Origin of the sequence: Tritonibacter sp. SIMBA_163, assembly GCF_046535935.1 — a bacterium.
Lineage (GTDB): Bacteria > Pseudomonadota > Alphaproteobacteria > Rhodobacterales > Rhodobacteraceae > Epibacterium > Epibacterium scottomollicae.
The window spans coordinates 1-13,594 of sequence record NZ_JAWJBP010000024.1 but is presented as its reverse complement, the minus strand read 5'-3'; the positions used below and the strand labels follow the sequence as shown (position 1 = coordinate 13,594).

Here is a 13,594-nt window from a genome sequence, read left to right as displayed (position 1 = left end):
ATAAGGCAAGATGAAGTCGCGACGCAGCTCAAAAGAGCAGAACGGGCAGCCAGAGCAATGACAACCTTACGGACAATCAGACAGGTCGTGCTTGCAACACTTCTCTGTGTGGCCGTGATTGTCTGGTCGGTGACGCCAGCAACCTCTCATGCGCCCGCCATCCTCGATGTGTTTCAGGATCGCGCGGAAATGATTGCCGAGCACGGGCATCCGCATGGTCTAGAAGAAGACCTGACCTGGGCAATGCGCGGGCACAGCCACGACAGCGTCGATCACGATCACAGTCAGGCCGTCGTGCCGCGTCCTGATCTGTCGCCGCAGCTACTCGATATCTACAGAACTGCGTGGCGACTGGGTTCAGACACCTCTGATCCGCTACAGGTATAAGCCAAGTTCAGATGCACCTCCTCGCAGAGCCGCCGCTCTGACCTGATGCCGAAGCAATAGCCCACCAGAAGCATCTGGATGAGGAGTTCGGGATCGACGGAGGGCCGCCCGATATGACTGTAGAAGTCGGCGAGGTAGGTGCGGATATCAGGAAAATCCACGAACCGGTCGATAGAGCGCAGGAGGTGGTTCTGCGGGACACGCTCTTCGAGCGAGAACTCGTAGAGCAGCGCTGGTTGCGCCTCTTGCCGCGGTCCCATCATCGCTGGATCCTACGCAGGAATTGAATCAGCGGACGGCCCTTCGGTGAAGGGAGAGCATTTCAACGAAATACGCCCTTGGTGTCGGTGGCTGGGATCATGCAGAGTTTTACATGGATGTCGTGTTTGGTCTGGGGCCCGTCCTTTGGTTGCTCGCGCCGGCCATGTGCGGTATCGCTCATCAGCCGCTCGACATTCCGACAATCATTGCACCTAGGGCTACAAGGTGGACAAGCATGAGCGCTTTGTCATTCCATAGCGCGCCGACGGCAAACCACCCCACGACGCCGACGAGAAACAGATAAAGGTTCCACGGTGTCCAGCCAAACCCCGTCGCGGTGTATCCCATGATCTGAATGGCGGATGCGCCCCACTTGACCGCAAAGACAAGGCGCTCGCGCGTTGATACAAAGGTCAAGGTATCAGAGGGCACGGGTTAACCCACCGTCGATGCGCAGGTTTTGCCCTGTCATGTAGCCAGCTTCTGTTGAAGCGAGCCACGAAATGAGAGAAGATACCTCCGAAGCGAAGCCGTAGCGCCCCATGGGAATACGTGCCTTGCGGTCTTCAGTTCCAGGCAAGCTGTCAATAAAGCCCGGAAGGACGTTGTTCATCCGGATATTCTCTAACGCATATTTGTCCGAATAGAGCTTAGTGAATGCGGCTAGCCCAGCCCGAAAAACGCCCGAAGTGGGGAAAAGAGGGTCGGGTTCGAATGCCGCGAAGGTTGAGATGTTGATGATTGCGCCTCCGCCTTGCGCCTGCATCAAGGGGGTGACGAGCCGTGTCGGGCGGATGACGTTCATCAGGTAGACTTCCATCCCCTGATGCCAGTCTTCGTCGCTGATTTCGAGAACTGGTCCTTTTGGTCCGTGACCAGCAGAGTTCACCAAGACATCGATACGGCCCCAACGATCCTTCGCACCCTCGACCAATGTGTTCAGCGCTGCTCCATCAAGGTTGGAGCCTGTTACGCCAAAGCCGCCAAGTTCATCGCCAAGCGCTTCGCCCTTGCCGGACGAAGACAGGATGCCAACCTTGAACCCATCATCTGCCAGTTTGCGCGCTGCATCTGCGCCCATGCCGCTACCACCCGCCGTGACCAAAGCTACTTTTTCTACTGTCATATCGAACGCCCTTTCTTGATTAACCCATAAATAATGCGCTATTTGACAAACTTCGATTCAGAATTGATGTTACGTGCCAGTAGAATTACTATTGCAAAATGACTGAACTTCCCCCGCTCAACAGTTTGCGTGCGTTCGATGCAGCAGGCCGCCGCTTCAGTTTCCGCTCAGCCGCTGAAGAATTGGGCGTTACGCAAGGGGCCGTTGCGCAACAGGTGCGCCAGCTCGAAGCGCATCTTGATGTGATCTTGTTCGAGCGAGTGCCGAAAGGGCTGGCTTTTACGCCGGTCGGGCGCAGCTATCATAACCGCATTGCGGGAGTGTTCGCAGACCTTCGAGCCGCAACTGCCGAACTGAAACCAGAACCGAACAAAGTTCTTATCAGTGTCACACCGACCTTTGCTGCGAAATGGCTGATCCCCAATTTACCGCACTTCACCACAGCACACCCGGATATCGATTTGCGGATCATGGCGACCGAAAGAGTTTCCAGCTTCCACAGCGACGGGATAGACCTTGCAGTGCGACAGGGATCGCCGCCGTTTGGCGCGTCATTGGACGTAGCGCTTTTGTTCAGGCAATCGTTGATCGCGGTCGCCGCTCCGAAGTTTGGGGACAAGGGTGATATTCTTCTTGATCCAGAAACTCTTGCCAAACAGCCGAAGGTCCATGACACCCATGACCAATGGCCTAGCTACCTCGCGCATATGGGCGTAAAGGACCAGTCGTCTCGCCACCTTCGTCTAAGCCAAACGTCTCTTGCAGTCGATGCAGCCATCGCCGGGCAAGGCGTGGCCTTGGTAAGCCGTTTTCTGGTGGCTCAAGACCTCGAAGTCGGACGTTTGGTAGAGGTTGGCGCAACCTGGGACGCTGACGGAAAAGACTTCTACGTCCTCGTGCCGCGAACAGCAAAGAACAATGAGGCGGTCGTCAAGGTCATGACTTGGCTTACGGCGCGCTCCGCCGAAGACACCTGACTGTCTTGAGTTATGAGCGGCCATTCTGATCATTCGTACGAACGGCAACAGCGTCCGCACAGCTGCAATTGGCCGTCGGGTTCGGTACCGATCTTGCGTGCGGTTGCGGCAAAGGACTTATGTTAGCTGATTGTGTTGAAAAACGCTCGGATTTTGACGCATCGGCTGCGGTCTGCGCTGATTTCATTCAGATGTCGCAGACTTAGCCGCCGTTTCAGCTTGGGGCGGGCAGCATCGGCTTGAGCTTTGCGAGTTGCGGAGGTTCTGGGCTGCTGCTGCGAGGGTAAATTCGTCTTGAACGCCGCATGGACCCCGTAATCGGAACCGTCCTAGGCCGCCGATACGTTTGAGATGAGCGAAGAGCATCTCGACCTTCTTCCGGCGCGCTTAAGCCTTGGAATTGAGCTCTGATGCTGTGCATTGACGGGTAAAGCTAGGCAGTTTGACCCTTCACACCCCATCCTGTCCGCCGACGTTGCCAGACGTCGAGCACGAAAAGAAGCCTGAACCCTTTCGAGTGCAGCTGAGCCAATGAAGGCAAAAAAGGAGTTGACGAAACATGCCCACCTAAAGAACCAGCGATAGGCGAGATTCAGATGCACCACATCGCAAAGCCGCCGCTCAGACCGGATGTCAAAGCAATACCCCACCAGCAGCATCCGGATCAGCAGTTCGGGATCGATAGATGGGCGACCGGTGTGGCCGCCGAATTCTGCAAGATGAGCGCGGACGCTGGTCAGATCAACAAAACGATCAATCGACCGCACCAGGTGATTATGGGGGAACGTGATCCTCTAACGAGAACTCGTAGAACAATGCTGCCTGCGCGTCTTGTTTCGGTCCCGTCATCCCCAGTCCTTTCGTTCGTTGAGAGAATTGAATCAGTCGCTCAATCGACAATCAAGGAACAGTTTTTCAACAAAATCAGCCCACTTTGACGGATGCTGCGCGCACTACAAACGTCCTGTTCTGTTTAACGCCTCCAATTCGCTGTAGGGGCAAACATCATCTTCGAATGGCACGTGACGGCGGCGAAAACGGGCGTCGGCGATGGCTTCTGGGTTACTGATCCTGTCCATCCTGAAATGCCGGAAATCGGCATGCAGCGGATCCCATCCGACGAGATACCACAAAGGCGGTAGGATCAGCATGGCCTGCGGCTCGACGTCGCGCAGGGTTTTGCGCCCCTTTGCATCGCAATAGTCGAAACGAATGAAGTGACGCCCTAGGAAAGCGATCTCGAACACAGGAAGCAAGTCGGGGTCCATCTTTGACATGTCCGACAAATCCTGCAGCGGCGACAGCTGGCCGATATGCAGGCAATCTAGGAACGCGCGCAGGTCCTTCACTTTATCCGACGGCAAGGCCCTTTCGATCTTGGCGAGCCCGGCATCGGCAAGTTCGGAGAACGGCAGATTTCCGGCGGCCCTCATCGTAGCGACACTGATCAAGAGAGCAAAGACCTCGGGCACCGATAGCCTAGCATTCGTCTGAACCGATTGCGGATCAAGCTGAAGCCCGCCACCACGGCCGACATCGGAATGGATCACATAGCCTTCGTCGCGAAGCGCGGAGATGTCGCGCAACACCGTCCGGCGGGACGCGCCCACTTCTGCGGCAAGGGCGTCAATCGTGGATGTGCCGTTGCGGCGAAGGCTGCGCACGATGGCGTCATGTCGGAATCTCACATTCATGTCGCCACTCTAGCGTTAATGGTGCCACTTTTTGGCACCTATTTACCCTACACCAATTCCAGCAACGAAACACAAGGAGATTGCGGCATGAAACGGACAGCAGTGAACCCCTGGGACTGGTCGGTCAAGCTGGGCTATAATCAGGCAGAAGTGATCGGCGGCGTGACTCGGCAATTGATATGTGCGGGACAGACCGCGGTGGACGGAGAAGGCAATCCGCAGCACCTTGGCGACATGAGAGCGCAGATCAGCCTCGCCCTCGACAATCTGGAAGCGGTTCTGACAGGCGCGGAGATGGACCTGAGCAACATCGTAAAGCTGGGCATCTATGCGACGGACGTAGACGAAGCGCTGAAAAATTTCGACTTGATGGGTATGCGGTTCGGCCCGCATGGCGTCTCCCCGCCCATGACGATGCTGGGTGTGACGCGCCTCGCCATTTCTGGACTGCTGTTCGAGATTGAAGCGACGGCAATGGCCTGACGACATATCGAAGGGTCATTGGATTGAGGAATTCAGTGACCCCTTTATTGCGCAAATTACCGGTTCGCCCCGGTCGACAGGCACCGTGGAGAACACCAATTGACGTGTCCGCAAATGGCCGCCGCGCGCGCGAGACATCACGCGGACGCGCGATTATGATCTGAATGCTCTTTGCGACCAGCTCAACAATACACCCAGAAAATACCTCGGATGAAAGACAGCAACAGAGGTTTTCTTAGAAGGGATGCTGGCCCAGATGGAACGCTCCCTGCCATCAAAAGCACTAGGGTCAGGACCCATTGATTTCCGTGTAGGGGCGTGATTCACGGTTCGAAAACTGAGCGGTGAACATGTCTGATCTTTTCAGGTTGAGCGATGCGCAGATGGCGCGTCTTGAGCGCTTCTTTCCCAAGTCTCACGGCAAGCCGCGAGTTGATGACCGTCGGGTCCTAAGTGGCATTATCTTCATCAATCGCAATGGCTTGCGGTGGCGTGATGCACCGAAGGAATATGGCCCACACAAAACGTTGTACAACCGCTGGAAGCGTTGGAGCGATAAGGGCATTTTAGCACAAATGCTGGTCGGTCTGGCCGCAGATCATGGCGAAGAACAAACTGTCATGATCGATGCGACGTATCTCAAAGCGCACCGTACGGCTTCCAGCCTACGGGCGAAGAAAGGGGGCCTGGAGACAAGCGCGGGCGGGTGATCGGTCGCACAAAAGGTGGGATGAACACGAAGCTACATGCGATCTGCGACAGCCGTGGTCGCCCGCTCAACTTGTTCATCACTGCCGGCCAAGTCAGCGATTACGTCGGAGCACGGGCTCTGTGCAGCAGCCTGCCGACGGTCGGATGGCTGCTAGGTGACCGGGGCTATGACGCTGACTGGTTCAGAGAAGCGTTGGAAGACAAGGGGATAAAGGCGTGCATCCCTGGCCGCAAACAGCGTAAAACCCCTGTCAAATACGACAAGCGCCGTTACAAACGCCGCAACCGGATCGAGATCATGTTCGGCAGGCTGAAAGACTGGAGAAGGGTCGCAACACGATACGACAGATCACCAACAGTGTTCCTGTCAGCTATCGCTCTAGCCGCCCTCGTCATCTTTTGGCTATGAATGACAACGAGTCCTGACCCTAACGATCCCGCAGTGCCGCAGAGCAAACAATCACCTTCATTCAGTGTTTCAAATTCTATTCCCATAGAGTGAATTTATCCAAAGATCGGAAGTCAAAGAAAGGCGCGGAGCCGACCAGCGGCGGCACGACGGCCACCTCACCCAGGCGAGGCTTTCATCTGGCAAGGACGGCCCATTGCCGCCTTTGAAACCGGAGCTGGCCGCTGCGATGCGGCTTCACCAGATCGGCCATTCGTCCACCTTGCAGCATTACCGGAGGGTGAAGGTTGGCAGAGCAGGAGAAACCGGTCACCTAGTTTTTGGACCGTCGCATCGCGCGATCAACACAGTCGGGTTGTTTAATCCACCGGCAGCTCAGAATGGGTTGGCGATCAAGCGACCTATCCTTCTTGCGCCAAGTCCTCGATCAGAACGAACCGTTCCCAAACAATCGGTATGTCCGATGAGAATCCGCCGTTCCGTTCAAAGTAGGCACGGTGCAAGGACAAGGATCGGCCCGGTGACGGTGTAGAGCGCTGTCATGGGGAGCATGATCGCGCCAACTGCCGTGATGACCTCCTGCTTTTCGGAAAATAGCGCGCCGAGCATTTCGCCTGCGCGCATGGCGGTCAACCGCCAAGTCTTCATTGCTTCCTGTCTTCTTCGCACACATGGCTGCTTCTCCTTTAGCGCGGATGATCCCAGTGCAGGATAACCCAACGGTGGGGGAAGCAGCCGGCACATCCCATTATCGGCCCTTCATGCACCCCATGACGAAGGTCGACTTCGAACCCTTTCGCCTCCGCCGCTCGCAATAACCGCGAAGGCGAGAACCGCTTCGATGATTGAGGTCCCCGCGCTTCGAGCCTTCGTTAACGTTGAGGACGGTTATCCCGTTGTTGGTTGGTGCCGAAGGTCACGCGACTGGGTGCCGAAGACTAACGCAATCGGGTGCCGATTTCTCTGCGCACCAGCAGCCCCGGCACCGTGATGCACCGGGGCGACCCCTTTGCGATCAAGCCTGAAGTAGATGAAGATCCCTTGCTCGATCGAGCGCCTTCAACTGGTCCCCGGCCGGGTCCCCCGTCAGCAGCGAGGGCTGGAACCGCACGGTTTCAATATTGGCCACGCCGATGAAATCGAGCCACCAGTCCAAATAGGTCGAATGGTGATCGGTGCCGTATTTGGCGGGTGCCCCCGGCGCATAGACCCCGGAGGTATAGAACACCCGCGCCGACTTGCCGCGCAGCAAGCCGCTGTAGCCGGCCTCGGGATCGAAGCCGAACAACAGGCCGGGCTGGGTGATGATGTCGATGTATTGCTTGAGCTTGTAGGGGATGCCGCCGTTCCACATCGGCACCGAGAGCACATATTCATCCGCCTCGATAAACCGGTTCGTGACGGTGACCACCTGGTCCCAGGCGCTTTGGCGCGGTGCATCCATATCGCCCACGCCGAAGAAAGTCATCTTCGCCGCCGCCTTGTCCCCGTCGAATTCGGGCAGATCGGCGCGCCACAGATCGAGCCGGTCGAGGCGGATATCCGGTTGCGCCATCTGACGCGCGGCAAGATAGGCCTCGGCCATTTTGCCGGATTGGGACATCGGGCCGCGTGGCGAAGCGGCGATATAGAGAATATTTGTCATTGTGTCGTTCCTTTTCAGTTGGATTAAAGTCAGTGGGCAAAGACGTCGCGGATGGCGGCGCCGATTTCCGGGGCATGGGTTTCGAGTGCGAAATGCCCGGCGTCATAGATCCGCGTCTCGGCATCGGGCAGCAGCGCGTGCAGGCCGGTCACCGCCTCCATGGTGAAAAACGGGTCGTTCGCGCCCCAGATGATCAGCGTTTTCGGCGTTTCGCGGGCGAGATAGGCCTGCCATTCGGGGTAAGAGGCGACGTTGTCGCGGTAGTTCCAGAGGTAGTCGAGCTGGATCGCGTCATTGCCCGGCCGGTCGAGCCCCGCCTGATCGCTGATCCAGGCATCGGGGCTAAGCCGTTCGGAGCGCGTGCTGCCCTGCTGATATTGCCAGCGGGTGGTCTCGGCCGAGAGAAAGCCACGGAGCGGGGCTTCGGTCTCGGGCGTGCGTTCGGCCCAGAACGGCCCGAACTGCGCAACCACGTCAGGCGACCAGCCCTCGACATGGATCGTCGCATTCTGGAACACGAGCCCCGTGATCCGGTCCGGATGCGACAGCGCCAGCCGCATCCCCACCGGGCCACCGTAATCCTGCATGTAGAGCGTGTACTCCGCCAGTCCGAGGTCCTCGGCAAACCCCGTCAGGGTCTCGGCCAGAGTGGCGAAATCATAGCTGTAACCTGACGCCTCGGGGGCAAAGGATTGGCCAAAGCCGGGATAATCGGGGGCGATGACGTGGTAATTCTCCGCAAGCCCCGGGATCAGATCACGGAACATATGCGACGAGGAGGAAAACCCGTGCAGCAAGAGCATCACCGGCGCGTCCTGTGGGCCGGCCTCGCGATAGGCAATCGAGACGCCATCGATGTCGAGACTGCGGTAACTGACCGGCCAGGACGCCTGGCTACCAGCTGTGGAGGCGGAGGCAAGCGCGGCGAAGACCAGCGTTGCTGTTGAGAGAGATCGTTTCATCTTGCTCTTTAGTAACCTTTTAGAATCTTTTTTGATGGTTACTTATTGCCGATGAAATGGGTTTTAGACAGTCACTTTAAAGTGACAGTACGCCAGGATATATAACTGGCAAAATATCTCTATACAGGTTATCAAGCCGGACCGCAGATGGAGGAGCTGATGACACAGGATCCCAGACCCGCACCGTTTTTCATCGGCGAAAGCCCGGCGCTCGATGTCCTGAACTCGGTCGCAATGCCACGCTCCGTGCTCTACGATTGGCTGGACACGCCGGCGGATCTTTTGGACTGGCTTGTCGCGGCGGGCCTCGCCCAGGACCATGAGGTCGCGCCCTTCCGCACAGACCCGGCCACGCCTGAGCTCGCCCAAGCGCATCAGGACATCCGCGCCTTCCGTGAGCGGTTCCGCGCCTTTATCGAAGGAGTCTCAGGCAGGGAACTGACGCAAGCGGATATGGGCCATCCCATGATAGGCGAAATCAACGCAATCCTCATGCGCGGCACACGATTTCTGCAGATCGAGGCAACGGCGGAGCCGGATGCCACGCGCCCGCTCTCCCTTGCCGACCGGCATCCTATCACCACACCGGGCGATCTGATCGTCCGACTGGCCACCGTCGCCGCACGTCTCATCACGGAGGCGAATTTCCACTATGTCCGCAATTGCGAGGGGCCGAGCTGCACCCTGTATTTTCTCGACATCAGCAAGAACCACAAACGCCGCTGGTGCGCCATGGAGGTCTGCGGCAACCGGGCCAAGGCCGCCGCCTATCGCAACCGCTGACCGAGGGATCAGGCGGTGTTTCACCGGACCATGGACCGCCGCCACATCCCGACAGCAAAACTTTTTTCGAGTTTCTCTGTCACAGTCTCCGTTCTGGCCGCCTCTTTCTTACTATGCGACCGGGACTGGCCCGACGCAGGTCAATGAGGACGACACATATGAAAACGCATGACGTACAATCCTTCAGCATCGCGAAACCTTTTGCCGAGGTGTTCGACTATATCGCCAATCCCGCGCATCTGCCCGAATGGACCAACGCGTTCAAATCCGCCGATGACAAAACGGCGGAACTGGTCACTCCGGCTGGGGCGGTTCCGATCCAGCTCGAAACACGGGCCTTCGCCGAACAGGGCACTGTCGACTGGATCATGACCTTTCCCGACGGCTCCGTGGGCGCGGCCTATTCCCGGGTGACCGAAGATGCCGATGACACGTCGATCTATTCCTTTGTTCTGATGGCGCCGCCGGTGCCGCTTGAACTTCTGGAGGGTGCTTTGGAAGAACAGAAGATCACACTGGCCAAGGAGCTTGTGAGCCTCAAGGCGAGACTCGAGGCATGATCCGTCTGGATCCCAAACAGGTGGGCGCCGCGCGACACGGAGATCGCGCGGCTCTCGCCGCCGTCGTCCATAGCCTGCAACGCCAGATTTACGGACTTGCCATGCGGATGCTCGCGCATCCCGCCGATGCGGAGGACGCGACACAGGAAATTCTCATCAAGATCATCACGCATCTCGGTACGCTCCGCGACGACGAAGCCGCCGGGGGATGGGCGCTCAAGGTCGCCTCACGGCATTTGGTCGGGATGCGAAAGCGCGGCCGCGTGGAAGCGATGCGGATGACGTTCCGGGATTTCGCCGCCGATCTGGAAAGCGGGTTGGCCGCCCCGGACACAGATCAGGTCGACGATCTGGTCACGGCGATTGCGATCGAGGAAATCAAGGTCGGCTGTACGCTGGCGATGCTGACCTGTCTGAACCGGAGCCTGCGCATCGCCTATGTGTTGGGCGACATTTTCGAGATGTCCGACAGTGAGGCGGCGGAGGCGCTCGAGATTTCCGCCACCGCCTATCGGCAAAGGTTGAGCCGAGCCCGAAAGGAGGTCGCCCGCTTCGTCAAGTCCTATTGCGGGGTGGTGTCGCAAAGCGCGGCATGCAGATGTGAGAAACGCCTGACGGCTGCGCAAGCAAACGGCCGGATCACCCTGGGAGCCCCGGCCTTCGCGCTGAGCGCGCCTGCCACCGATATCCGCGACCTGCGGCGTCAGATCAGAACACTGGAAGAGGGGCGCCGGGCGGCCGCGCTCATGCGCTCGAACACGGATTTTCCGACCAATGTCGGCGATCTGATCATGGCGGCGATAAAATAGCGCCGCCAAGGGGCGGCGGTCTTTCTGATCGCTCGAATGCTGGCGGTGGGTCTCCTACAGGGCAGCGCGGGGGAGGGGCACCGCGCCTGCCCGCATTCGGCCAATTCTGCGCCTTAGACGGCCAAGGGCAAGTTTTGATCCCGGATTGCGCGTTGAGCTGATAAAGATGACTGTCGCACAGACAAGGACGCCCGGAGATGAACAAACAGCCACTCCTGTCACGGCTAGAAAGATCGATCACCACCGCGTTTCTGTCCGGTCAGACAGCGCGGGGGGTCTGGATCAATGGCTGCCAACAAGCGCAGACCATTACCAGAATGGATATCTCCACCCCGATGCTTATGTTTTCGATCATAGGGCTCAAGAGGGTCGTCGCGGATCGGCAGACCTATGATGCACATCCCGGGCAGGTTCTGATGCTCCCCAAGGGCGTGCGATGTGATGTCGAGAACATTCCAGACCGTGGGCAAAGCCGGTTTCTGGGCGCATCGCTGGTCTTTGACCAGCAAACCATGGACCTGTTCGGCAAGGTCTATTCCGATGGGCAGAAGGACTGGGATCTGAGGCCGAAGTGGAAGGCCGCCGGGTCAGAAGAGCTTTTCGCCATCGTCGCGGACTGGATCACGCATGACCAGAATTATCCCTCAGACCTGACCCAGACCCGCCACCGGCTCGTCGAGATCCTCCTGATCCTTGCGCGGCAGGGTCTGGCCGGAAACCTTCTGATCTCTCGCGGGGAAACTCTGTCAGAGCGGATCACCCAACACTTCAAGACCGATCTGTCGCACGATTGGTCCATGAAGGATCTGACCCGGATCCTTGCGATGAGCGAGCGGACCCTTCGCCGCCGGTTGCAGTCCGAGAACACCGGCTTTCGTGATCTGCTGGAGGATGCGCGGCTCAATCAAGGGGTAGAGCGGGTCATCTCCTCTGACATGCCGATCGGACAGATCGCCTTTGAGTGCGGCTACCAATCGCAATCGCGCTTTGCCGAACGGTTCCGCCTGCGTTTCTCCATGAGCCCGACCGAGTTGCGTGCGACGCAAGGGCGGCCGATGGGCGAACTTGTGACCCTGAACCCGCAGCGCGCGCGCAATTGACCGTTTGCGGCGCGCCCCTGACCATCCGCAGCGCGAAAGCCCCCCGTATATGGCCCAAGTCTTGTCCAGCAACTCTGGAAAGGACCGCTGAGATGTTCTCCCCCAAACCCCTTCTGCTCACTGGCGCTGTAATCGCCGTCTTGCCTGCCTTGGCGATGGCAGAAACCGAAATTCCCCTGTCCGATGCCGCATTCGCGCCGGAAGGCATCTCGCATGACGCGGCGGGCAACCTCTATGTCGGCAGCCTGACCCAGGGACGGATCCTCAAGATTTCGGCCACGCGGAGCATCTCTGAATTCGCGCCTGCCGGGGTAAATAGCCTTGTCAGTGTCGTCGGGGTCCATGTTGCGGGCGACCAAGCCTACGCCTGTTCGTCCGATCCGGGCGTCAGCGCATTGACGGGAACGGCCGTCCCGGCACTGACCGCCTTCGACACGCAAACCGGCGCGCCCGAGGGCCGATACCCGCTGCCCGAGGGGGGCATGTTCTGCAACGACATCGCCGCCTTGCCCGATGGCACGATCCTGGTCACCGACAGCTTTGTGCCCCGCATCTATGCCCTGGCCCCCGGCGCGGATCGGCTGGAAATCTGGCTCGACGACGTCCGCTTTGCGGGCGAAGGCTTCAACCTGAACGGTATTGCCTATGATGACGGGGCGGTTTTCGTCGCGCGCTACAACACCGGCACGTTGCATCGGATCGCGCTGGACGCAGAGGGGCGGGCCGGGGTGATCACGGATCTGACGATGTCAACGGAGATCCATGGCGCGGACGGTCTGACGGCCCTAGGCGGCGGCAGGTTTCTGCTTGTCGAAGGCGGGGGATTGTCTGCGGGCGCGCGCGGTGCCCTGTGGAGCGCCACCGTTTCGGGCGCTCAGGCGAAGCTCGAGGTGATCGCAGAGGATCTGAACGTCCCGACGACGGCGACGGTCATCGGCCAGACGGCCTATGTCGTCGAAGGTCAGCTCGACCATCTGTTCGATCCGACGGCAGGTGCGGCCGATCCCTACCGCATCCTTGCGATCGAACTGCCCGCAGAATTTCGATAATCCCGGAAAGGAATTAGCCATGACAACGCATGTGATCGTGCTCTCGAAACCGGACCCCGCCAAGGCGGACGGTGCCAGACGCTATGCGGACGCGGTCCAGCCCCTGCTGAAGGCCGCAGGCGTCGTCCCGACGCTGCGCGCGCCCGTTGCGGCGAGCGTGGCGGGCAAGGCCACTCCGGCCACGGTGTTGGTTCTGGAGTTTGCCGACGAAGCCGTGGCGAGAGGGTTCTTTGATCAGCCAGCCTATCGGGACCTGATCCCGCTGCGAGACGACAGCTTCGCCCATATGGAAATCCATATTCTGGGCGGCTGAGCGATGATTGCGGCCCCGGCCTGTCACGGGACGGCGCCCGGACCCGGCCACACCGGGCGGCGCCCTCACAAGCGCATAACGCAACTGTGAGGGTGCCTTCTCTTTCAATTAATAAGAGACTGGTCTATCTGTAACTCGTGAGAAGCCGGAGATCCCTGAAATGGCACTGATGTGCCCCCATCGAGTGGTCCAATTTGAATGTTAATGCATCCTCGGTCTTTGGTCTATCGGGACGATGCTTTTGGGCTCTGGGGGCCGGTATCCTAAGGCGCTGTGGGGCCTCACCGTGTTGTAGTGGCGACGCCAGCGTTCGATGAGGATCTGT

Annotated in this window: 18 protein-coding genes and 2 pseudogenes; 10 read left to right on the top strand and 10 right to left on the bottom strand. The window is 58.8% G+C overall.

All coding sequences use genetic code 11. From position 1 onward, the window contains the following. Nucleotides 1-87: 87 nt before the first annotated feature. Nucleotides 88-387: a hypothetical protein gene (locus tag R0J92_RS19605; RefSeq protein WP_411052838.1), complete on the top strand. Its 300-nt coding sequence runs from the start codon at nucleotides 88-90 to the stop codon at nucleotides 385-387. Here R0J92_RS19605 and R0J92_RS19600 read toward each other — a convergent pair. From R0J92_RS19600 to R0J92_RS19590, 3 genes and pseudogenes are all read right to left on the bottom strand, one after another. Further along, a pseudogene (locus R0J92_RS19600) lies at nucleotides 384-650 on the bottom strand (transposase); the annotation flags it as partial. The gene R0J92_RS19605 and the pseudogene R0J92_RS19600 overlap by 4 nt on opposite strands. A gap of 178 nt (nucleotides 651-828) precedes the next feature. Beyond that, nucleotides 829-1,080: a DUF6552 family protein gene (locus tag R0J92_RS19595; RefSeq protein WP_411052837.1), complete on the bottom strand. Its 252-nt coding sequence runs from the start codon at nucleotides 1,078-1,080 to the stop codon at nucleotides 829-831. Continuing rightward, nucleotides 1,070-1,774 carry an SDR family oxidoreductase gene (locus R0J92_RS19590; protein ID WP_411052836.1) on the bottom strand — a complete coding sequence of 235 codons (705 nt, stop codon included), beginning with the start codon at nucleotides 1,772-1,774 and terminating at the stop codon, nucleotides 1,070-1,072. Before R0J92_RS19590 ends, R0J92_RS19595 begins: the two co-directional genes overlap by 11 nt. Before the next feature lie 98 nt (nucleotides 1,775-1,872). Between R0J92_RS19590 and R0J92_RS19585 the strand changes: the two genes are divergently transcribed. After that, nucleotides 1,873-2,751 (top strand): LysR substrate-binding domain-containing protein, encoded by an 879-nt coding sequence (locus R0J92_RS19585; protein WP_411052835.1) that lies wholly within the window; start codon nucleotides 1,873-1,875, stop codon nucleotides 2,749-2,751. Nucleotides 2,752-2,934: 183 nt separating this feature from the next. Here R0J92_RS19585 and R0J92_RS19580 read toward each other — a convergent pair whose 3' ends face one another. From R0J92_RS19580 to R0J92_RS19570, 3 genes and pseudogenes are all read right to left on the bottom strand, one after another. Continuing rightward, nucleotides 2,935-3,117 (bottom strand): hypothetical protein, encoded by a 183-nt coding sequence (locus tag R0J92_RS19580; protein WP_411052834.1) that lies wholly within the window; start codon nucleotides 3,115-3,117, stop codon nucleotides 2,935-2,937. Nucleotides 3,118-3,317: 200 nt separating this feature from the next. Further along, nucleotides 3,318-3,600, bottom strand: a pseudogene (locus tag R0J92_RS19575) (transposase); the annotation flags it as partial. A gap of 104 nt (nucleotides 3,601-3,704) precedes the next feature. After that, nucleotides 3,705-4,445: a helix-turn-helix transcriptional regulator gene (locus tag R0J92_RS19570; RefSeq protein ID WP_411052833.1), complete on the bottom strand. Its 741-nt coding sequence runs from the start codon at nucleotides 4,443-4,445 to the stop codon at nucleotides 3,705-3,707. On the opposite strand from R0J92_RS19570, the gene R0J92_RS19565 reads away from it, so the two are divergent. Then, entirely contained in the window at nucleotides 4,425-4,928 is a 504-nt protein-coding gene (locus R0J92_RS19565) for a RidA family protein (protein WP_411052832.1), read from the top strand. The two genes, R0J92_RS19570 and R0J92_RS19565, sit on opposite strands and share 21 nt — an antisense overlap. A gap of 350 nt (nucleotides 4,929-5,278) precedes the next feature. Next, a protein-coding gene (locus R0J92_RS19560) for an IS5 family transposase (protein ID WP_411052831.1) occupies nucleotides 5,279-6,048 on the top strand; the annotation gives its coding sequence in 2 pieces (ribosomal slippage) (nucleotides 5,279-5,615 and nucleotides 5,615-6,048; 771 coding nt in all). Nucleotides 6,049-6,531: 483 nt separating this feature from the next. Here R0J92_RS19560 and R0J92_RS19555 read toward each other — a convergent pair. The 3 genes from R0J92_RS19555 to R0J92_RS19545 all read right to left on the bottom strand — a co-directional run bounded on the left by R0J92_RS19555 (nucleotide 6,532) and on the right by R0J92_RS19545 (nucleotide 8,655). Then, nucleotides 6,532-6,696 carry a hypothetical protein gene (locus R0J92_RS19555; protein ID WP_411052830.1) on the bottom strand — a complete coding sequence of 55 codons (165 nt, stop codon included), beginning with the start codon at nucleotides 6,694-6,696 and terminating at the stop codon, nucleotides 6,532-6,534. 367 nt (nucleotides 6,697-7,063) lie between these two features. Further along, nucleotides 7,064-7,693 carry an FMN-dependent NADH-azoreductase gene (locus R0J92_RS19550; RefSeq protein WP_411052829.1) on the bottom strand — a complete coding sequence of 210 codons (630 nt, stop codon included), beginning with the start codon at nucleotides 7,691-7,693 and terminating at the stop codon, nucleotides 7,064-7,066. A 29-nt stretch (nucleotides 7,694-7,722) separates the two neighbouring features. After that, nucleotides 7,723-8,655: an alpha/beta fold hydrolase gene (locus R0J92_RS19545; RefSeq protein WP_411052828.1), complete on the bottom strand. Its 933-nt coding sequence runs from the start codon at nucleotides 8,653-8,655 to the stop codon at nucleotides 7,723-7,725. 159 nt (nucleotides 8,656-8,814) lie between these two features. On the opposite strand from R0J92_RS19545, the gene R0J92_RS19540 reads away from it, so the two are divergent. From R0J92_RS19540 to R0J92_RS19515, 6 genes are all read left to right on the top strand, one after another. Beyond that, nucleotides 8,815-9,438 (top strand): CGNR zinc finger domain-containing protein, encoded by a 624-nt coding sequence (locus R0J92_RS19540; protein WP_411052827.1) that lies wholly within the window; start codon nucleotides 8,815-8,817, stop codon nucleotides 9,436-9,438. A gap of 158 nt (nucleotides 9,439-9,596) precedes the next feature. Beyond that, entirely contained in the window at nucleotides 9,597-9,998 is a 402-nt protein-coding gene (locus R0J92_RS19535; protein ID WP_411052826.1) for an SRPBCC family protein, read from the top strand. Continuing rightward, the gene (locus tag R0J92_RS19530; protein ID WP_411052825.1) at nucleotides 9,995-10,807 is read left to right on the top strand and encodes an RNA polymerase sigma factor; all 813 of its coding nucleotides are present in this window, start codon (nucleotides 9,995-9,997) and stop codon (nucleotides 10,805-10,807) included. Before R0J92_RS19535 ends, R0J92_RS19530 begins: the two co-directional genes overlap by 4 nt. A gap of 197 nt (nucleotides 10,808-11,004) precedes the next feature. Next, entirely contained in the window at nucleotides 11,005-11,907 is a 903-nt protein-coding gene (locus R0J92_RS19525) for a helix-turn-helix transcriptional regulator (RefSeq protein WP_411052824.1), read from the top strand. A gap of 92 nt (nucleotides 11,908-11,999) precedes the next feature. After that, a complete protein-coding gene (locus R0J92_RS19520) occupies nucleotides 12,000-12,956 on the top strand; it encodes an SMP-30/gluconolactonase/LRE family protein (protein ID WP_411052823.1) in 957 nt (318 codons plus the stop codon). Nucleotides 12,957-12,975: 19 nt separating this feature from the next. Next, nucleotides 12,976-13,269 carry a DUF1330 domain-containing protein gene (locus R0J92_RS19515; protein ID WP_411052822.1) on the top strand — a complete coding sequence of 98 codons (294 nt, stop codon included), beginning with the start codon at nucleotides 12,976-12,978 and terminating at the stop codon, nucleotides 13,267-13,269. A 201-nt stretch (nucleotides 13,270-13,470) separates the two neighbouring features. Here the strand turns inward: R0J92_RS19515 and R0J92_RS19510 are convergent. After that, nucleotides 13,471-13,594: integrase core domain-containing protein (locus tag R0J92_RS19510; protein WP_411052856.1), on the bottom strand; the 124-nt coding region annotated here is incomplete at its 5' end.